At 66.3% G+C, this 19481-nt stretch carries 18 protein-coding genes; 7 read left to right on the forward strand and 11 right to left on the reverse strand.

Annotated elements, in window-relative coordinates; all coding sequences use genetic code 11:
• Positions 1-42: 42 nt before the first annotated feature.
• Positions 43-927 carry a phosphoribulokinase gene (locus ACQ66H_RS04175; protein WP_430432935.1) on the reverse strand — a complete coding sequence of 295 codons (885 nt, stop codon included), beginning with the start codon at positions 925-927 and terminating at the stop codon, positions 43-45.
• A gap of 37 nt (positions 928-964) precedes the next feature.
• Positions 965-2059, reverse strand: coding sequence for a class 1 fructose-bisphosphatase (locus tag ACQ66H_RS04180; RefSeq protein WP_020163519.1), 1095 nt, complete (start codon positions 2057-2059; stop codon positions 965-967).
• Positions 2060-2474: 415 nt separating this feature from the next.
• Here ACQ66H_RS04180 and ACQ66H_RS04185 point away from each other — a divergent pair, with 415 nt between their 5' ends.
• Positions 2475-3431: a LysR family transcriptional regulator gene (locus ACQ66H_RS04185; protein WP_368500548.1), complete on the forward strand. Its 957-nt coding sequence runs from the start codon at positions 2475-2477 to the stop codon at positions 3429-3431.
• Between the two features lie 7 nt (positions 3432-3438).
• On the opposite strand, the gene ACQ66H_RS04190 is transcribed toward ACQ66H_RS04185, so the two are convergent.
• Complete coding sequence (locus ACQ66H_RS04190) at positions 3439-4239, reverse strand: inositol monophosphatase family protein (protein WP_430432936.1); 801 nt, start codon at positions 4237-4239, stop codon at positions 3439-3441.
• Between the two features lie 202 nt (positions 4240-4441).
• Here ACQ66H_RS04190 and ACQ66H_RS04195 point away from each other — a divergent pair, with 202 nt between their 5' ends.
• From ACQ66H_RS04195 to ACQ66H_RS04220, 6 genes are all read left to right on the forward strand, one after another.
• Positions 4442-5164, forward strand: coding sequence for a 16S rRNA (uracil(1498)-N(3))-methyltransferase (locus tag ACQ66H_RS04195; RefSeq protein WP_430432937.1), 723 nt, complete (start codon positions 4442-4444; stop codon positions 5162-5164).
• Positions 5164-6639, forward strand: a complete 1476-nt coding sequence (gene pap, locus ACQ66H_RS04200) for a polyphosphate:AMP phosphotransferase (RefSeq protein WP_430432938.1) — start codon at positions 5164-5166, stop codon at positions 6637-6639. Before ACQ66H_RS04195 ends, pap begins: the two co-directional genes overlap by 1 nt.
• Positions 6640-6730: 91 nt before the next feature.
• Positions 6731-8053 (forward strand): amino-acid N-acetyltransferase, encoded by a 1323-nt coding sequence (gene argA / locus ACQ66H_RS04205; protein ID WP_430432939.1) that lies wholly within the window; start codon positions 6731-6733, stop codon positions 8051-8053.
• A 19-nt stretch (positions 8054-8072) separates the two neighbouring features.
• Positions 8073-10136, forward strand: a complete 2064-nt coding sequence (locus ACQ66H_RS04210; protein ID WP_430432940.1) for a diguanylate cyclase domain-containing protein — start codon at positions 8073-8075, stop codon at positions 10134-10136.
• Between the two features lie 88 nt (positions 10137-10224).
• Positions 10225-10497, forward strand: a complete 273-nt coding sequence (locus ACQ66H_RS04215) for an oxidative damage protection protein (protein ID WP_019919514.1) — start codon at positions 10225-10227, stop codon at positions 10495-10497.
• A gap of 51 nt (positions 10498-10548) precedes the next feature.
• Positions 10549-11397 carry a tetratricopeptide repeat protein gene (locus ACQ66H_RS04220; protein WP_430432941.1) on the forward strand — a complete coding sequence of 283 codons (849 nt, stop codon included), beginning with the start codon at positions 10549-10551 and terminating at the stop codon, positions 11395-11397.
• A gap of 2 nt (positions 11398-11399) precedes the next feature.
• On the opposite strand, the gene phoU is transcribed toward ACQ66H_RS04220, so the two are convergent.
• The 8 genes from phoU to aceF all read right to left on the reverse strand — a co-directional run bounded on the left by phoU (position 11400) and on the right by aceF (position 19334).
• The gene (gene phoU, locus ACQ66H_RS04225; protein ID WP_304004810.1) at positions 11400-12101 is read right to left on the reverse strand and encodes a phosphate signaling complex protein PhoU; all 702 of its coding nucleotides are present in this window, start codon (positions 12099-12101) and stop codon (positions 11400-11402) included.
• A 54-nt stretch (positions 12102-12155) separates the two neighbouring features.
• The gene (rpiA, locus tag ACQ66H_RS04230) at positions 12156-12827 is read right to left on the reverse strand and encodes a ribose-5-phosphate isomerase RpiA (protein WP_430432942.1); all 672 of its coding nucleotides are present in this window, start codon (positions 12825-12827) and stop codon (positions 12156-12158) included.
• A gap of 19 nt (positions 12828-12846) precedes the next feature.
• Positions 12847-13941 (reverse strand): nucleotidyltransferase domain-containing protein, encoded by a 1095-nt coding sequence (locus tag ACQ66H_RS04235; RefSeq protein WP_430432943.1) that lies wholly within the window; start codon positions 13939-13941, stop codon positions 12847-12849.
• Between the two features lie 40 nt (positions 13942-13981).
• Positions 13982-14908 carry an HprK-related kinase A gene (locus ACQ66H_RS04240; protein ID WP_430432944.1) on the reverse strand — a complete coding sequence of 309 codons (927 nt, stop codon included), beginning with the start codon at positions 14906-14908 and terminating at the stop codon, positions 13982-13984.
• 8 nt (positions 14909-14916) lie between these two features.
• Entirely contained in the window at positions 14917-15174 is a 258-nt protein-coding gene (locus tag ACQ66H_RS04245; RefSeq protein WP_430432945.1) for an HPr-rel-A system PqqD family peptide chaperone, read from the reverse strand.
• A 7-nt stretch (positions 15175-15181) separates the two neighbouring features.
• Positions 15182-15844, reverse strand: coding sequence for a hypothetical protein (locus ACQ66H_RS04250; protein WP_430432946.1), 663 nt, complete (start codon positions 15842-15844; stop codon positions 15182-15184).
• A gap of 308 nt (positions 15845-16152) precedes the next feature.
• Entirely contained in the window at positions 16153-17937 is a 1785-nt protein-coding gene (gene lpdA / locus ACQ66H_RS04255) for a dihydrolipoyl dehydrogenase (RefSeq protein ID WP_430432947.1), read from the reverse strand.
• 11 nt (positions 17938-17948) lie between these two features.
• Positions 17949-19334, reverse strand: coding sequence for a dihydrolipoyllysine-residue acetyltransferase (gene aceF, locus ACQ66H_RS04260; RefSeq protein WP_430432948.1), 1386 nt, complete (start codon positions 19332-19334; stop codon positions 17949-17951).
• Positions 19335-19481 lie beyond the last annotated feature (147 nt).

The following is a 19481-nucleotide window of genomic DNA, read 5'->3' on the forward strand; positions in this document are numbered from 1 at the left end:
CGGGGTGGAGCGGTGGCGGAAACAGCGGCGTTGCAGGGCGTTTCAGTAGCGAGCGCGCGCTTTGCGGCCGTTCTCGACCAGCCGCAGGATGAGCGGCGTGAAGATGAGTTGCATCGCCAGATCGATCTTGCCGCCGGGAATCACGATGGTGTTGGCGCGCGACATGAAGGCGCCGCCCATCATCGCCAGCAGGTACTGGAAGTCGATGCCGCGCGGGTTGGCGAAACGAATCACCACCATCGATTCTTCCGGCGTCGGTATCGAGCGCGCAATGAAGGGGTTGGACGTATCCACCATCGGTACACGCTGGAAGTTGATGTGCGTGTTCTCGAACTGCGAACAGATGAAATGCACGTACTCGGGCATCCGGCGGAGGATGGTGTCGGTCACCGCCTCGGTCGTGTAGCCGCGCTGTTCGCGGTCGCGGTGCAGCTTCTGTATCCACTCCAGATTGATGATGGGCACCACGCCGATCCGCAGATCGACGTGCTGGGCGACGTTGACCTTGTCCGTCTTCACCGCGCCGTGCAGGCCTTCGTAGAACAGGATGTCGGTGCCGGCGGGAATGTCCTCCCACGGCGTGAAGGTGCCGGGCGCCTGCTGATAGGGTGCGGCTTCGCACTCGTTGTGCAGGTATTTGCGGATGCGCCCGCTGCCGTCGTTGCCGTACTGGCGGAACAGCGTCTCCAGTTCCTCGAACAGATTGGCGTCCGGACCGAAGTGGCTGAAGTGTTCGTTGCCGGCGGCGGCCTCGCGCGCCATCGCCGCCTTCATTTCCTCGCGGTCGTAGCGGTGGAAGGCGTCGCCTTCGACGATGACCGGGTTGACGCCTTCGCGGCGGAAGATGTGCTGGAAGGTGCGCGTGACCGTGCTCGTGCCGGCACCCGATGAGCCGGTGATCGCGATGACAGGGTGGCGGGCGGACATCCGGAGTGCTTTCCCGTGGGCTGGTGCGCGCGACCGCTCAGAGCGCCGAGAACAGGCCGCGCACGTTGAAGAGCGGCGAAGTGTATTCCCGATCGAGTCCCTGGTCGCTTTCCGTGTGGTACTGGACGATGCGGCGCACCTCCTCGCGCGAGCCGAAGATCAGCGGCGTGCGGCTCTGCAGGCTGCGCGGCGTCAGTTCCATGATGCGCTGCCGACCGTTGGTGGCTTCGCCGCCTGCCTGTTCGATCAGGAAGGCGATCGGATTCGCCTCGTACATCAGCGAAATGCGGCCCGGCGAAGCGCTCTGCATCGTGTCTTCCGGATACATGATGACGCCGCCGCGCGTCAGTACGCGGAAGGTTTCCGCCACCAGCGAGGCGATCCAGCGCATGTTGAAATCCTCGCCGCGCGGTCCGGTCTGGCCGGCCAGACACTCCTCGACGTAGCGCTTGACCGGCGGCTCCCAGAAACGCGACTTCGACGCGTTGATCGCGAATTCGGTCGTGTGCTCGGGAATCCGCATCTGTGGGTGCGTGAGGATGAAGGCGCCGATGTCGCGATCGAGCGTAAAGCCGTCCACGCCCTCGCCGGTGGTCAGCACCAGCATCGTTGACGGGCCGTACAGCGCGAAACCAGCACACACCTGTTCGGTGCCCGGCTGCAGGAAATCGGACAGCTGCGGTTCGGCGCCCGGGTTCGGCGCGTGCAACACGGAAAACAGGCTGCCGACGGTCAGGTTCACGTCGATGTTGTTGCTGCAATCGAGCGCATCGAACAGCAGCAGGTATTTGCCGCGCGGCGGCTCGTCCGGTGTCGGGATGAAGCCTTCCAGACCCTCCGGCGCCAGCGCGGCCAGATGGCCTCCCCATTCGCACTCGCGCTGCATCGCCTCGTTGGCGATGGTGTCGAGCTTCTGCGTGACGCGACCGGACAGATTGATGGCCGCGCCGCTGCCGACGGCTTCGAAGCTGCCGAGCGAACCGACCAGCGCGCCCTTGTTCACGTGATTGGCGATGATTTTCACCGCGGTGGCCACGGCGTTCAGCAGGCTGGAAAAGATCCCGCTGGCGTGCGGGTGGCGCTGCTGCGCCTCGATGGTGTAACGCGTCAGGGTCTTGCGCCCTTCACTCATGGCAGCCTCCTCGGGTCCCGGTGTCGATTCCATCGTAGCCGCAGCGCGCGATCGCTGTCACATGCGGTTTGACGTCAGCGCCCGGCAGGGTGCGCAGGAGGGGTGTTGCTGCGTCGCTGGAGCGATGTGTTGCGTCCGCTGCAACAGAGTGTGCAATGCAAAAAAATACCCCGGACTCTTGCGAGCCGGGGTATGAATCCACAAACAAGGTTGTGGAGGAGGAGCCTGGGTCACCTGTCCGTTTTTGTTGAGCTGACAGGATTTGACGCTAAACTGGTCGCTTCGGTTTGCAGTGCCTGCGAGGCGGTGTTCGATGCGTTTCCGTTGCTGTTGCAGTGCAATATATCTGGAACTGGCCTTGGTTGAAAATAAGTTGTTTTGATAAGATCGATCAAACATTCTTATTTAGACTGATATGGCGACACAATGGACGCGCGGGGTGTCTCTCCGCCAGCTGAGAATATTCGAGGCGGTCGCACGACTGGGCTCGATTTCCCGCGCCGCGGAAGAACTGCATCTGACGCAGCCGGCAGTTTCGATGCAGGTAAAGGCGCTGGACGGGCTGATCGGCCTTCCTCTGATCGAGACCCTGGGCAAGAAGTTGCGCGTGACCGAGGTCGGCATGGAGATCGCCCGCCACGCGCGCGCCATCGACCACCAACTGGCCGAGGCCGAGGCCGCGCTGGCGCAGATGGCGAGCGGACATTCGGGCCTGGTGTCGGTCGGCGTGGTCAGTACCGCGAAATACGTCGCCCCGCGTCTGCTGATGGCTTTCCGCGAGCGTTACCCGGACGTGCAGGTCCGCATTTCCCTGCACAACCGCGACGACATCTTCCGTCATCTCGAAGACAACCTGATCGACATCGCCATCATGGGCCGCCCACCGGCAGCGCTGGGCTGCGAGGCGCATGTCTTTGCCGAACACCCGCTGTCGGTGCTGGCGTGCGAGGGCCATCCGCTGGCCGGTGGTCGCACCGTCACGGCCGACGATCTGGGCAAGGAGGCCTTCCTGATCCGCGAACGGGGGTCCGGTACGCGGGTGACGCAGGAAAGCTATCTGGTCGAGCAGGGCATACGCCCGGCCGAAATCATCGAACTGCCCAGCAATGAAATCATCAAGCAGGCGGCCATCGCCGGCATGGGCCTGGCCTTCCTGTCCGAGCATACCTGCCAGCTCGAACTGCGCACCGGCGTGCTGTGCCGCATCGCGGCACCCGGCACGCCCATCGTGCGCAACTGGCACGTTGTATACAGGGATCGCAAGAATCTGTTGCCGGCCGCGCTGGCGCTGCGCGACTTCCTGATGCACGAGGGCGGCCGGCTGGTGAATTCGCAGGTGGCGCCGGTCCATCTGCCGGTGCACCATCCCTGAGGGCCGATCAGCGGCCGCCGTGTGCGGCCAGCCAGTCCATCCATTCACGGTACAGGTCGGCGCTGGCGCCGACCACCACTGGCGTCTTGCGGCCAGGCGCCATGTCCAGCGGCTCGCCATCCAGCATCGAGCAGCGTGCACCGGCTTCGGCGGCGATCAGGCTGCCGGCGGCAAAGTCCCACATCATCTGGCCACCGTGCAGGTAGACGTCCAGCCTGGCGGCGGCGATGAAACACCATTCCAGCGCGCTGGAGCCGAAGTTGCGCTGTGAGTAGAAGGGCGACTGGGTGGCCAGTGCGTCGCCAAGTGCCTTCGGAATCCGTTTGAAATCGACGCCGGCCACCGCATCCAGCAGATGACGCGCCGGCGTGCGCAGCGGCAGTGCATTGCCGTTGAGAAAGGCGCCGCCACCCTCTTCCGCGTAGAAGGCTTCGTCGGTCATCGGGTTGTAGACGACGCCGTGGCGCGTGCGGCCCTCCTCGATGTACGCGATCGCGACGCCGAAGAAGGGGATGCCGTTGACGAAGTTGGTGGTGCCGTCGATCGGGTCTATGCACCAGATGCCGTCGTGACCTTCGTGCCACAAGCGCAACTGCACCGACTCCGGCATTTCCTCGCCGAGCACCGGGCGGTCGATGATGCGGGGCAGTCGTTCGATCAGCGCTTCCTGTGCTGCCAGATCGACCACGGTAAACAGGCTGCCGTCGTCCTTCTGGTTGCGCTGCGCGGTCAGGAAGTGCGGCATGATCACCTCACGGGCGACGCTGCGTGCGGTGTTGACGATCTGTAGCAGTGTGGTTGAGCTCATGGTCGTTCGTCAGTGAGCCGCGTCGCGACGCCGGAAGCACTCCGGCCGGCTGGCGTGGCAGTATCGTTCGCGGCGGCAGCCCGTCGTCGGATGCCCTGATGCCATAACGGTCACGGACATTCCGACCATGAGGGGCCGATCGTCGCCGACGGTGCAAAAAGCCTCGCCGGCGGGTGTTCTTGCAGTGCACAAATATAACACGATGATTCCACGCTTCTTTTGTCCCTTGCCCGCGGAACCGGCCGGAACAATCACCTTGCCGGCGCCGGTGGCGCATCACATCGACCGCGTGCTGCGCCTGGCCGACGGCGATGCGATCACGCTGTTCGACGGGCGCGGCAGCGAATTCGCCGCCCGCCTGGTGCGCAACGGTCGCAGTGTCGATGCCGCGGTCGGCGTCGAATCGACGCCACAGCGCGAGTCCGCGCTCGACGTCACGCTGCTGCAATGCCTCGCCGCTGCCGACAAGATGGACTGGATCGTACAGAAGGCGGTCGAGCTCGGTGTGGCGCGGGTGCAACCGGTGGCCAGCCGGCGCGCTGTGGTCAAGCTGGCCGGCGAGCGTGCGCAGCGGCGGGTCGAGCACTGGCAGCAGGTGGCGGTGTCGGCCTGCGAACAGTGCGGCCGCAATCGCGTGCCCGAGGTACGGCCCCTGCTGACCTTGCCGCAGGCGCTTGCGGCCGCGAGCGGGCAGCGTCTGCTGCTACATCCGGAAGGCGGCGTACCGCTGAAGTCGGCCGGGCTGCGCGCCGATGAACCCATTACCGTGCTGATCGGACCGGAGGGCGGCTTCGATGCCGACGAACTGGCCGCGGCGCGCGCTGCCGGCTTTGCCGCGCTGACGCTGGGGCCGCGCGTGCTGCGCACGGAGACGGCGGGCGTTGCCGTGCTGTCGGCACTGAATACCCTGATCGGAGATTTCTGATGTTCGATGCGCTGCCTGCCGTCGCCCCGCTGGACGAAGCCCGGCTCGAGCGTGCGGTGTCGAGATTGCGTGCCGATCTGCTCGACGCCCAGTACTCGATACTGGAACAGGGGCGTACGCCGGTCGTGCTGCTGATCGCCGGTGTGGCCGGTGCCGGACGCGGACGCCTGGTCAATACGCTGAACGAATGGATGGACCCCCGTCACATCCGCACCAGTGCCTTCGGGCCGCGCGACGAGGCGGAACGGCAGCGACCGCACATGTGGCGCTACTGGCAGGCGCTGCCGTCGCGCGGTCGTACCGCGATGATTTTCGAGGGCTGGTACAGCGAGGCGATCAACGCCCGCGTCGAGCGCCGGATCAAGCGGCGCGCCTTCTGGCATACCCTGCACGAGATTCAGCGCTTCGAACGCATGCTGGCGATGGAAGGCGCGGTGCTGCTGAAGTTCTGGCTGCACCTGGACGCCGACCGCCAGCGTGCGCACTTCCGTGCGCTGGAGCGTGACGCGGCGACGCGCTGGCGGGTGACTGCCGAGGACTGGCGTGCGAATCGCCGACACAAGCGCATCTGCAAGGTGGCGGAAGAGGCGATCCGGCTGTCGGACACCTCGCATGCGCCCTGGCACCTGATCGACGCAAGCGACGCCGCGCAGACCGAGCTGGTGGTCGGCCGCATCGTCCTGAAGGCGCTCCGAGAAGCGCTGGCGGGGCCGCGCAAGCCGCTTGCGCCGGCGCTGCCTCCGCTGGTGGTACCGAGCGAGCAGCCGGCTCAGCCCGCGCATGCACCGTCCAAGCCGATGCGCAAGGACGACTACCAGCCCGAACTCGAACGCCTGCAGGGCCGGCTCAACCTGCTGCTGCGCCATCCGGCCTTTGCCCGGCGCGCGCTGGCGGTGGTGTTCGAAGGCATGGACGCTGCCGGCAAGGGTGGCGCGATACGCCGTATCACGCACGCGCTCGATGCGCGCAATTACCGTGTGCACCCGGTGGCGGCGCCGACCGAGCACGAGCGCCTCTATCCGTGGCTGTGGCGCTTCTGGCGTGACGTGCCGCGCGATGGCCGGGTTTCGCTGTTCGACCGCTCCTGGTATGGCCGCGTGCTGGTCGAGCGGGTCGAGGGCTTTGCCGTGGAAGCCGATTGGTCGCGCGCCTTCGAGGAAATCAACGCGTTCGAACAGGAGTGGACCGAACACGGCATCATCGTCTGCAAGTTCTGGCTCGAAGTCAGTTCCGATGAGCAGCTGCGCCGTTTCAACGAGCGCGGGCGCCAGCGCTTCAAGCGTTTCAAGATCACGCCCGAGGACTGGCGCAACCGTGACAAGTGGTCGCAATACGTGCCGGCGGTGCAGGACATGCTGGTGCGCACGCATACCGAACAGGCGCCGTGGAACGTGGTGTCCGCCGACGACAAGTACCGTGCGCGGCTGGCCATACTCGACGCCCTGTGCGATCGCCTCGAATCGGAACTGGGCTGAACGTGCCGGAATTGAGACAACGCAAGTTCTGCGGCACGTCCGCCGGCGCGCGCTCGGCTAGAATTCGCTGAATTTCCCCATCGGAACCCGCATGCACGCCGATCCCGACTCGCCGCGTTTCGTTGCCTGGGTGCGCAGTGCCGCGCCCTACATCCACGCCTTCGGCGGTCGAACCTTCGTCATCGCGGTCGGCGGCGAGGTGCTGCAGGGGCCGCTGGCCAATTCGCTGGTGCAGGACTGCAACCTGCTCGCCGCGCTCGGTATCAAGCTGGTGCTGGTGGTGGGCGCCCGCCCGCAGATCGAGGAGGAACTGGCCGCCCGCGGCCTGCCGCCGCGCTATCACAAGGGCCTGCGGGTGACCGACGCGCAGGCGATGGACTGCGTCAAGCGCGCCAATGGCGCCATCCGCATCGACGTGGAGGCGCTGTTTTCGCAGGGCTTGCCGAACACGCCGATGGCCGGCAGCACGATCGAGGTTGCCTCCGGCAATTTCCTGACCGCGCGCCCGGTCGGCGTGGTCGATGGCATCGACCACGGTTACACCGGTACCGTACGCAAGGTCGATGTCGAGGCACTGAACGACGCGCTGGCTGACAGCGACATCGTACTGATGCAGCCCTACGGCTACTCGCTGACCGGCGAGGTGTTCAACCTGAGCATGGAAGAGGTGGCCGAATCGGTCGCCGTCGCGCTGCAGGCGACCAAGCTCATCTACCTGTGCGACGCGCCGGGCATCGTCAACGAACAGGGCGCGCTGGTGCCCGAGCTGACCGCCGACGAAGCGGCGCAGTGGCTCAAGGCAGGGCGCGGCATCACCGAAGATCTCGGGCTCTACCTTCCGCGCGCCATCCGCGCGGTGAAGCTGGGCGTGGCGCGCGCCCACATGATCGATCGCGATCTCGATGGCGCACTGCTGCTCGAATTCTTCACCACCCAGGGCGTGGGCAGCGTCATTTCGCGCGAGCGGCTGGCACTGATGCGCAACGCGCGGGTGGACGACGTACCTGCCATCGCCGGCCTGATCGCACCGCTGGAGGCCGACGGCACGCTGGTCAGCCGCGGCCGCGAGCGGCTGGAACGCGAGATCGAGCGCTTCAGCGTTCTCGAACACGACGAAGTGATCATGGGCTGCGCCGCCTTCTATCCCTATCCGGAAGAGCAGATGGCTGAGCTGGCCTGTCTGGCCGTGATGGCGGAATACCGTCGCCACGGCTACGGCGAGCAGATCCTGAGCTATGTCGAGACGCGTGCTCGCGCCGAGCGGATCAAGCAGCTGTTCGTACTCACGACGGTAACCGCGCACTGGTTCGTCGAGCGGGGTTTCGTCGAGGCCGGTGTCGATGCGCTGCCGCGCGTGCGACGAGAAAACTACAACCCGCAGCGGCGCAGCAAGGTCCTGGTAAAACGCCTGTGATCGCAGCCGGAGCCCGCTCATGCTCAGTGCTCTGACACGTCGCATCGGCGTGCTCCAGGGGCGCTTGCTCGCCTCCGGCATCCTTCTGGGCGGCGTGCTGTGCGTGGCGCTGCTGTGGGCTTACGGTCTCATTTCCGCGCACCTGGTCGAGCGGGAGTCGGCGCGCATCGATTACCTCGTCGCCGACATGCAGGCCCGGCTCTCTGCCGCACTGATCGCCGATCCGTCGCGGCTGGCGGCGGAGGTGAGCATGCTCCGGCGCGTCGGCCAGCTCGACTATGTCGAGGTGCGGGACGAGGCGGGGCGCGTACTGATCGCCGACGGTGGTCCGGCCGTGCTCGGTGCGGCACACGGCAGTATTCGTGAGGCACTGGAATCCGGGCGTGGTCGCTACGACATGCGCATCGATCTGCTGCAGCCGGGCCGGCGTGCGCCGGTCGGCGTGCTGCGCGCCAGCGTCAACCTGTCGGGGCTGCTCTCCTCGCTGGCCATGTTGCGCAACGGCGCGCTGGCGCTCGGCGGGCTGGTGTTGCTGATGCATGTCTGGCTGGCGCGCTGGGTGCTGGGCGGGGTGCTCGAAGGCGTCAGTGCGATCGAAACCCGGGCGGTGGCGCTGCGTCGCGCCGAAGAGGTCGATCCCTTGCCGGTGCGCGGCGACGACGCGCTGGCCCGGCTGACCCGCGCCTTCAACCAGATGGTGCAGGCGCTGGAAGAGCGCGTCACCGCGCTGCGCAAGAGCGAGTCGCGCTTCCATGCGATCGCCGACTTCACTTTCGGCGTCGAGGCCTGGTTCAGTCCGCAAGGGCGGCTCATCTGGGTGAACCGCTCGATCGAACGGGTGACCGGGCACAGTCCGCTCGACTGTCTGCTGGCCGAGGATCTGGCGAGCATGCTGATTCACGAAAAGGACCGCAAGATTTTCGCCGCCCGCGCGGCCGACGCGCTGGCCGGCGCCAGCGGCGAGAATTTCGAGGTGAGGCTGCTGCGCCGTGACGGGTCGATCGTGTGGGTTTCACTAAACTGGCAGCCCATCTACGACGAGTCGGGTACCTGCCTCGGCGTGCGCGTGTCGGCCGACGACATCCAGAGCCGCAAGGAAGCCGAACTGAAGCTGCTCGACACGGTGACCGCGCTGCGCCGCGAACAGGGCCTGCGCGACTACTACCTGACGCGCAGCGAGGAAGAGCGTTCGCGGCTGGAGGCGCTGCTCGATCTGATCAAGCTGGGCGTGCTCTTCGTCAACCGCGATGGCCGCGCCCAGCACGCCAACCGGATGCTGAAGACGATCTGGGGTTTTGCCGAGAACGAGAACCTGTCTGGCATGCGCGATGCCGTGCTGATCGAGCGCACGGCGGTGCTGCGGGCCGACGAAGACATCTACCGCGAGCGCGTGAAGTCGATACTGGCCGCCCGTGCGCCGACGGATCCGCAGGACATTCCGCTGCGCGACGGCCGCATCATCCGCGAACAGTCGGCCCTGGTGCCGTCGGCCACGCCCGGCCGCTTCCTCGGCCGCGTCTGGCTTTACGAGGATGTCACCGCCGAGCGGCGTGCCGCCGAAGCGCTGGTCAATATGGCGGAACGCGATCCGCTGACCAATCTGTACAACCGTCGCCGTTTCCACGAGGAACTCGCACGGATGATTGCCGACGCCGCCCGCCGCCGCACCCAGCTCGGCCTGCTGCTGTTCGATCTCGACGGCTTCAAGCCGGTGAACGACCGTTTCGGCCATCAGGCCGGCGATGAGGTGCTGACGCGGCTGGCGCGCGACGTCGGTGCCATCATCCGGCGCAACGAAATGTTCTTCCGCCTCGGCGGTGACGAATTCGCGGTGCTCGCGCCGGATACCGACGAGACCGCGCTGACGGGCCTCGCACGCCGCATCGGCGAGCGCGTCGCCGGCATGGTGTTCGAGTTCGACGGCGCCCAGGCCTGCGTCACCACCAGCACCGGCATCGGCATCTATCCCTTGCACGCACACAGCGGCGAAACCTTGCTCAGTGCAGCGGATTCGGCGATGTACGCGGCAAAGAACGACGGCAAGAACGCATTCCGGATGTCGCAGCGGCGGCACGGCACCTGACGCGGTCCCCTTCATGATTCAACATGTCGATTCAGCGCCCGGCACAGGGCCTAGAATTCGATACATCCAACGTTTACAGGAGTGACAGATGGCACGCATGGTTCAATGCATCAAACTGGGTCGCGAGGCCGAAGGCCTCGACTTTCCGCCGGTGCCCGGTGCACTGGGCGCACGTATCTTCGAATCGGTGTCGAAGGAGGCGTGGCAGCAGTGGGTGAAGTACCAGACCATGCTGATCAACGAAAACCGTCTCAGCCTGATGGACCCGCGCGCACGCAAGTATCTGGCGGAACAGATGGAAAAGCACTTTTTTGGCGAAGGTGCGGACCAGGTCACGGGCTTCGTGCCGCCGGCCGCCTGATCGACACAGTTCTTCACGGGAGCCGTCCAGGGTGCGTGATAGCTTTTCATCATGACTGTATCCACCCGCCTGTCCAGCGTCCTGCAGGGGCCGCGTTGCTGTCCGTATTGCCTCAGCAGCAACACGAAGGACTCCAGTTGGAAGAACTCGGACGAGAAGGCCGGACGCTTCTGGCTCAAGCCGGTACGTTGCCGCAACTGCCACAAGCGCTTCGTCCGCTTCCGGCGTATTCCGCTCGCGGCGGTCGGCGGCTCACTTGCGCTCGGTCTGCTGGTGGCCATCGTGGTCACCGTCCAGGGGGTCGAGACGCGCACTCCGACCGAGCACGAACAGCTCATTGCCGAACTGGAGCCGCTGGAGGCGGAGCGTCAGCGCGCTGAAACCGGTGACCCCGAGGCGCAGTACGCCTACGGGATGATGCTGGCCCAGGGCGGGACCGGCGAAGCGACGGATGTGGCGGAATCGGTGAAGTGGCTGGAGAAGGCGGCCGAACAGGGGCACGCACGGGCCCAGTACGAACTTGCGCTGGCGTTGAAACTCGGCCGCGGCACGCTGCAGGATTACAAGGCCGCCGGCAGGTGGTTCCGCACCGCGGCGCGCAGTGGCCATGTCGGCGCGCAATACCACATGGGCCGCCTGCACCGCATCGGCGAGGGTGTCTCGCTCGATCTGGTGCGTGCCTACGCATGGTTCAATCGCGCTGCCGCACAGGGCCACGGCGCGGCGCGCGGGGCGCGGGATGAAATCGCGGCGTCGCTCAAGCCGGATCAGCTGGCGCTGGCGCAGCAGCTGTCGCGCGCGCCCGAAATGCCCGAGAGCGACGCCCCACTGCCCGACATCGCCAGTTCTACCGCATCCGGGGAAGGCGACGCCCCGGCGGCGACTGACCCGCCGCGCTGAAACTAATCGGCGGCTGCGGCGGCTTCCATCGCGGCCAGTCCGGCGTGGCGGACGTCGGTACCCTTCACCATGAACACCACGTACTGCGCCATGTTCTTCGAGTGGTCGCCGATGCGCTCGATCGCCTTGGCGATGAACAGCAGGTCGAGGCCGCAGGAAATGGTGCGCGGGTCTTCCATCATGAAGGTGATGAGCTGACGCATGATGGACTTGAATTCGGCATCCACCTCCTTGTCCTGACGCACCACCTCGGTGGCGCTGGCGAGATCCATGCGCGCCAGCGCGTCCAGCGTGCGGCGCAGCATGTCCACCGCCATCGAGGCCGCGTGCCGCAGTTCGACGCGCGGCACGAAGATGGCGTCGGACTCGAGGATGTGACGTCCCATCTTGGCGATCTTCTTCGCCTCGTCGCCGATGCGCTCCAGATCGGTGATGGTCTTCACCACCGACATGATGACGCGCAGGTCGCTGGCGGCCGGCTGGCGCTTGGCAATCAGGTGATTGCAGGCGTCGTCCAGCTCGATCTCCATCGCATTGACCTTCTTGTCGTTGGCGATCACTTCTTCGAGCAACGGCAGGTTGCGCTCGATCACGCCGCGCATCGCGTGTTCGATCTGCTGTTCGATCAGGCCGCCCATCTGCAGCAGGCCGGTGCGGACGCTTTCGAGTTCGGCGTCGTAGCGTTTGGAAATGTGTTCGCTCATGGCGTCATGTCCTGAAGGATTTAATGGGGTTGGACCCCATGCGGGCGGCGATGTTCAGGCGTGCAGCGCGCGCACACCGTCGGCTGACGACACCAGCGCAAGGTCGGCGCGTCGGCGGGCGAACAGCCCGTTGGTCACGGTACCGGTCAGATGGTCCAGTTCGCTCTCGAACAGCGCTGGTTCGGCGATCTTCAGCCCTGCAACGTCCAGGATGAGATTTCCGTTGTCGGTGACGAAGCCTTCACGCAGCTTCGGTACGCCGCCTAGCTTGGCCAGTTCGCGTGCGACCAGGCCGAGTGCCATCGGAACGACCTCGATCGGCAGCGGGAAGCGCCCCAGCATGTTGACGCACTTCGAACTGTCGGCGATGCAGACGAAACAGTCGGATGCGGCGGCGACGATCTTCTCCCGCGTCAGCGCACCGCCACCGCCCTTGATCAGGTTGAGTCCGGGGTCGATCTCGTCGGCACCGTTGACATAGACCGGTATGCGGCGGCCGGAGGCGATCGCCTCGTCCAGCGTCAGTACCTTGATGCCGTGCCCGCGCAGGCGGGCGGCGGACGCTTCCGAACTGGCGATCGCGCCGGCGATCTCGATTTTCTCGGCGGCCAGCAGGTCGATGAAGTGGTTGGCGGTGGAGCCGGTGCCCACACCCAGCAGGTCGCCCGGTATGACGTGGGGCAGGGCAGCGCGGGCGACGGCAATCTTCAGTTCATCGGCGGTCATCGAACGGAGTCCTCGGTATTCAGGCGGCCTTGCCATCGTCGTGGATGAAGGCCTTGTAAGCAAGATGCGGGATCAGCAGGTGCAAAGGCATTCTAAGCCAGTGGCTGCGTGCGTAGAGGATCTGCCGGCGCGCGCGACGCCACGGCGAATCGCTGCTCGGGTGCAGCGGATACATCGACGCGTCGATCAGGTGGTCGGTCAGCGCTCCGGTCGGACGGGCCGCCAGTCGCGTGCGGCCCTCGCTCGCCACCGCATCGGGAATGTCGGTGCCGAAGATCCGCTGCGCGAAGCGCAGTGCCAGCAGTACCGGATACTCGAGCTGCTGCGCGCGTGCGCGCGGCAGAAGTGCTGTCCAGAATCCGGGCTCCGGCGAGAACTCGTCCAGCAGGCAGTGCAGATCGTAGAGATCGCGCAAGCCCTTCTGCAACTCGCCGAAGAACAGGTGGCAGGCCGAGTGCATCACCATGTTGACTGGCGACAGCACGTGGAACACATCCGGGCAGTGCGGCACGGCGACCGGATGCGCGTCGGCGATCAGTTGTGTCGCGTCGGGAATGTGGCCGGAGGTCGGCGGCACGATGGTGTGGTGCAGGTCGATCACGGTGCCGCGCGTCATGTGCTCGATCGGCGGCAGCTCGTGCATCCACTCGCGGTAATAGCGCTGGTCGTAGGAATTCAGGTGGGTCGGGCGCCAGCCGCTGCGGAACAAGGCGCCCTCGGCGCGATCGATGACGTCCTTGGCCACCATCAGGTCGATGTCGTTGAACAGGCGCGAACGTCCTGCGCGCAGACCGGCGGCGGCGTAAGCGGCGCCCTTGAGCAGCAGCACCGGCTGGCCGAGAGCCTGCAGTGCGTCGCCGATCACCGCCAGTTCCTGCAGCAGCGAATCGCGGTGCAGCGCGGCGATGCGTAGCGCGGCATCGAGATGGAAGCGCACCTGTGGCGGCGTGCTTTCCAGGCGTCCGGCGTCGCGCAGCCGCTCGGCCAGTTGCCCGAGCAGATCGCTGGTGCGCGCCTGTCCGATCAGGGCTTCCCAGTCGCGCGCGTCGAAGCGTTCGGTGAATTCGGGTGTGGCGAGCGCTCTCGCCAGGTGGGTGTCCGTCTGTCGGCTCATGTTCCGGTCGGGGCGCAGCGGCCGGCGGTGCCGGCCCGCCTCAGGCGCTACGCGTGCAGATCGATTCGAGTGCCGGCACGATCTGGTCGAGCGAGCCGTAGCGCGCAGTGTAACCGTCGCAGCCATCGACCAGACGGCCCATCGCTTCGAAGCCGGTGACGCCGAGACGCGGATAGTTGAAGGAATTGCTCACCAGCTGCATGAAGGTGTGCGCCTTGCCGTGCGCTTCGATGTCCAGTGCATGACCGGCCGCGAACTGCGGAAACAGGATCCAGCGCGGCTGCACCGGCGTCAGCGCCGCCTCGACGCTGGCACGCGGCGCGCGCATGTGCGCCACCGTGCCCTTCGCCGTGTCGTGGGCGATCGGGCCGATTACCGGCTGGCCCGGGAGCTGGCGGACGATGTCTATCGACTGGTTCTTCAGACTGACCGGTCGCGGCAGCGGCATCAGCAGACCGTCGTCGAGGCCGATCATCGCCAGTTCGTCCGACAGCAGGCGCCAGCCGCGCAACGCCAGTGCGGCGCACAGCGTGCTTTTGCCCGAGCCGGGCGGCGCGGCCATGACGAGGCCCAGCCCGTCGCGTTCGAGCACGGCGGCATGGATGATGAGGTAGTGCTGGGCGTGGTTGGTGAATACCCAGTTCAGGCCCCATTCGAGCATGGCGACCGCCTGATCGCCGGGCAGCGGTTTGAACGGCTGCATGCCCTCGAAGCGGAAGATGGCCTGCGGACGTACATAGCGGCGCAGTCCGCTGCTGCGCAGTTCGACCGGGTAGTCGCAGAAGTCGTCCGCGGTCGCGACCGGATAGTCGGCGTACAGCGTCTGCAATCCGTCGGCGACCGATTCGAAATTGGAGCGTATGCCGGCAACAAATCGTCCGAGCTGCAGCCTCAGTCCGTCGGGGCTGTGCAGTCGCCGACGCAGTTCCGATGGCGCCAGCGTAGAAAGGTGGGGGCGTTGCGACACGGGGGGGCTCAGTCTGCCGCACGCACGATGCCGTATCGCGCGAGTGCGTCCAGCAGTTCGGGGAGCGCGACGTCGTCTGTGGGCTGCAGCGCCGCCAGCACTGAGACGTCGGCAGGGCCGGCCTTCAGGCGGGCGACGATGGCGCCGGCACGGGGCGCGAGCAAGCGGGTGGTGGAGGTTCGAGCGTCGTACAGCACGACGCCGTCAGGCCAGCTCAGCACCGACATGGTCTCCGGCGTCACCAGAGACCACAACACTGCCGTCACGCGACGATCAGCCGTTCTGGCCTTCGCACCACACGCCGGAGGTATAGACGTTGACCTTGGTGATGAAGGCTTCGAGTGCGGATACGCCGCCACTGAAGGCAGTCTGGAAAGCAGCGATCACCGCTTCCGGCGACTGCATGCCGACGACCGGGTAACGGTTGCCGTAGTACTGAGCATTGAGCAGCGCCGCCACGGCGTGGAAGGCGCAGGTCTTCATGTTGTTGACCTTGTTGGTCGGACACCAGCCGCCGCTCATCGTCTTGTCGTAGATCACGCCGGTCTTGTCGATGGCCTCGCGCAGCGTTTCGTTCTTCGACGGCTTGAAGAAAGCGACGCCGAACACGCTGTTGAAGTACTGACCTTGCGCATAGATGAAGGGAATGAGGTCCGGGTTTTCCCAGATCTTCTTGCCGTTCCTGTTGCCCCAGAAGCCGGGGCTGCAGCCGCACGGGCGGGGTGTGCCGTCACGCGAGAGATTGCCCGAGGCGATTTCCGATCCGGTGCAGGTGCCCCAGGTGCTGGTGCCGAAAGCTGAACGGCTCGCCACCGACAGCAGCACACCGGCGCCCGCTGCACCGCCGCGGGTCAGACGCCGCCGCGCGGCATCAACTTGCTCGGTCTGCGGGGCGGGGGTTGCGTCGGTCTGGCTGTTCTTGTCGAGCTCGTTCATTTGATTTCACCGATAAGGCACGTTGCCGCGGATGTTAGCGCGCTTGTCCATGCTGGCGCGCCGACTTGATCACGGCGACCTGAGGATGCGCAGCTTGCATCAGGCGATCGTTGGATAGTCGATGACTAGCAAGAAGCGGACCGCTTGTGTTTTTTTCATTTAAGTGAATGATTGGATGTGTGTTTTCATATTTTTTCAATCATTGCGCTGGGGCTTGCCGGGGGGACTGTAAATTTCGCCGACGGTCGCTGCCGGACAGCCTGCAAGGCCTGCCCGGCAGCGGGTCGGACGCGCGTCGCAGCGTTGTGTCAGCGGCGTAGCGGCGGCAGGTCGGTGCAACTGCCTTCGGCGACTTCGGCGGCGAGGCCGATCGATTCGCCCAGCGTCGGGTGCGGGTGGATGGTGTGGCCGATATCGACCGCGTCGGCACCCATCTCGATGGCCAGCGCCACCTCGCCGATCATGTCGCCAGCCGAGGTGCCGACGATGCCGCCGCCGACGACGCGGTGGGTGTCCGCGTCGAAGATGAGCTTGGTGAAGCCTTCGTCGCGACCGTTGGCGATCGCCCGTCCACTGGCCGCCCACGGGAATTTGCCCACGGTCACCTTGCGGCCCTGGGCCTTGGCCTCGTCCTCGGTCAGGCCGACCCAGGCGACTTCCGGATCGGTATAGGCGACCGACGGAATCACGGTGGCGTCGAAGTGGCGCTTGTGACCGGCGATGACTTCCGCCGCGACGTGGCCTTCGTGTACCGCCTTGTGCGCCAGCATGGGCTGGCCGACGATGTCGCCGATGGCGTGGATGTGCGCCACGTTGGTTCGCATCTGGCTGTCGACCGGGATGAAACCACGCTCGTCCACCCGCAGGCCGGCCGCTTCCGCGTTCAGCTTGCGACCGTTCGGCGAGCGGCCGACCGCCACCAGCACGCGGTCGTAGGTCTGCGGCTCCGCTAGCGCCTTCGCCCCTTCGAAACTCACCCTGATGCCCTCCGCCGTCGCTTCCGCTCCCGTCACCCGGGTATTCAGCATGACGGCGTCGAAGCGATGGGCGTTCTTCTTCTCCCACACTTTGGCCAGATCGCGGTCGGCGCCCTGCATCAGCCCGCCGGTCATTTCGACCACGTCGATGCGGGCACCCAGCGTCGAGTAGACGGTGGCCATTTCGAGGCCGATGATGCCGCCGCCGATCACCAGCATGCGCTTCGGAATGTCGGCCAGCAGCAGCGCGCCGGTTGAATCGACGACGCGCGGGTCGTCCGGCATGAAAGGCAGCTTCACCGCCTGGCTGCCGGCGGCGACGATGCAGTGGCCGAACTTCAGCACCTTCTTGTCACCTGTTTCCGCCTTGCCGTCGCCGGTGGTCAGTGCGATCTCCACATGGTTCGGATCGACGAAGCGGGCGTTGCCGCGCACCACCTTCACCTTGCGGGCCTTGGCCATGCCGGCCAGGCCGCCGGTCAGCTTGCCGACCACCTTGTCTTTCCAGCCGCGCAGCGCGCCGATGTCCATCTCGCGCGCGCCGAACTTGATGCCGTGGGCGGCCAGCGCTTCGGCCTCGTCGGCCACGGCTGCCACGTGCAACAGCGCTTTGGACGGGATGCAGCCGACGTTCAGGCAGACGCCGCCCAGCGTGGCGTAGCGCTCGACGATGACGACATCCAGACCGAGGTCGGCGGCGCGGAAGGCGGCCGAGTAGCCGCCGGGGCCGCCACCGATCACCAGCACAGCGCAGCTTTCATCGACCTTGGCCGGTGCGCTGCCGGTGGCGGCCACCGGCGCGGCGGCTGCGGCCTGTGCAGGGGCCGGGGCGGCCGGTGCAGCCGCCGGTGCCGGCGCGGGCGCCGCCTCGGCAGCGCCCGTGGCGTCCATCGTCAGCACCACGCTGCCTTCCGATACGCGGTCGCCGACCTTCACCTTCAGTTCGACGATGCGGCCGGCCTGCGGCGCGGGGATGTCCATCGTGGCCTTGTCGGACTCGAGCGACATCAGCGGCGCGTCCGCCTCCACGGTGTCGCCCGGCTTCACCATGATTTCGATGATGGGCACGTCCTTGAAGTCGCCGATGTCGGGGATTTTTACAGTCAGTGTGCTCATGGCCGTTCCCCTCACATCAGTACGCGACGCATGTCGGCCAGCAGCGCGGCGACATGGGCGTTGAAGCGGGTGGCCGCTGCGCCGTCGATCACGCGGTGATCGGCGGTCAGCGACAGCGGCAGTATCAGCCGCGGCTGGAAGGCCGAGCCGTCCCACACCGGTTTCATCGTGCTGCGGCTGACGCCGAGGATGGCGACCTCCGGCGCATTGATGATGGGCGCGAAACCGGTGCCGCCGAGGCCGCCCACGCTGGATATCGTGAAGCAGGCGCCCTGCATTTCCGCGGCGGAGAGCTTGCCGTCGCGCGCCTTGGTCGCCAGCTCGCCGCATTCGGCGGCAAGCTGCGCCACGCCTTTCTTGTCGGCGTCGCGGATGACCGGCACCACCAGCCCGCCCGGCGTGTCGGCGGCGAAACCGATGTGGCAGTACTGCTTCATGATCAGCGCCGGCTCTTCCGCCTGCAGGTCGATCGAACTGTTGAACTCGGGGAATTTCTTCAGCGCCGCGCACACCGCCTTGATGATGAAGGCCAGCATGGTGAGCTTGACGCCGGCCTTGGCCTGTTCCGCGTTGATCTGCTGGCGGAAGGCCTCGAGGTCGGTCACGTCCGCTTCTTCGTGGTAAGTGACCGCCGGGATCATGACCCAGTTGCGCGCGAGATTGGCCGCCGACAGCTTGCGGATTCGCGACAGCGGCTTGCGTTCGATGTCGCCGAACTTGGTGAAATCGACCTTGGGCCAGGGCAGCAGATCCAGGCCGCTGCCGCCACCGGCGACGGCCGGTGCGGATGTGGCCGGCGCCTGCAGCGCGCCCTTGACGAAGGCGTTGATGTCTTCGCGCGTGATGCGTCCTTTCGGACCGCTGGCTTTCACACGGGTGAGATCGACGCCCAGTTCGCGCGCATAGGCGCGCATCGACGGACTGGCGTGCGCCTTCTTGCCGCCCACCAGCTCGGCCGCGATGTCGGCGGCGCTGGGCAGTGCGACCGCGCCGGCGGCCGGCGTGTAGTCGCCGCGGGCCGACTGCGTGGTCGTGGCTGGTGCGGCGCCGGCGGCTGCGACTGGAGCGGCAGCGACAGCCGTTGTCGGAGCCGGTGCCACGGCGGCGGCAACGGGCGCCGGTGCGGGGGCCGGTGTGGCGGGCGCGGCGGCGGGCGCCTCGCCCACCTCCATCGTGCCGATCACGCTGCCCTGCGACACGCGGTCGCCGACCTTGACCGTGATCTGGCCGATGACACCGGCGTGCGGCGCCGGAATGTCCATCGTGGCCTTGTCCGATTCGAGTGATACCAGCGGCGCGTCGGCTTCGACGCGGTCGCCGGGTTTGACCATCACTTCGATGACGGGGACATCGGAGAAGTCGCCGATGTCGGGTACTTCAATATTGATCGTGCTCATTCAAGCCTCGCATTCGATGCGGCCGCGCACAGCGCGACCGGGGCGTGGGTGTTGAAGGCCGACCGCAGATCGGCGCGGACAGCTCCGGTCGTCGCGGACAAGGACCAGAAGGGGTCTTCATCCGGGACGATCGGGCGTGTCGGCGTC

Source organism: Methyloversatilis sp., from assembly GCF_965284615.1.
GTDB lineage: Bacteria > Pseudomonadota > Gammaproteobacteria > Burkholderiales > Rhodocyclaceae > Methyloversatilis.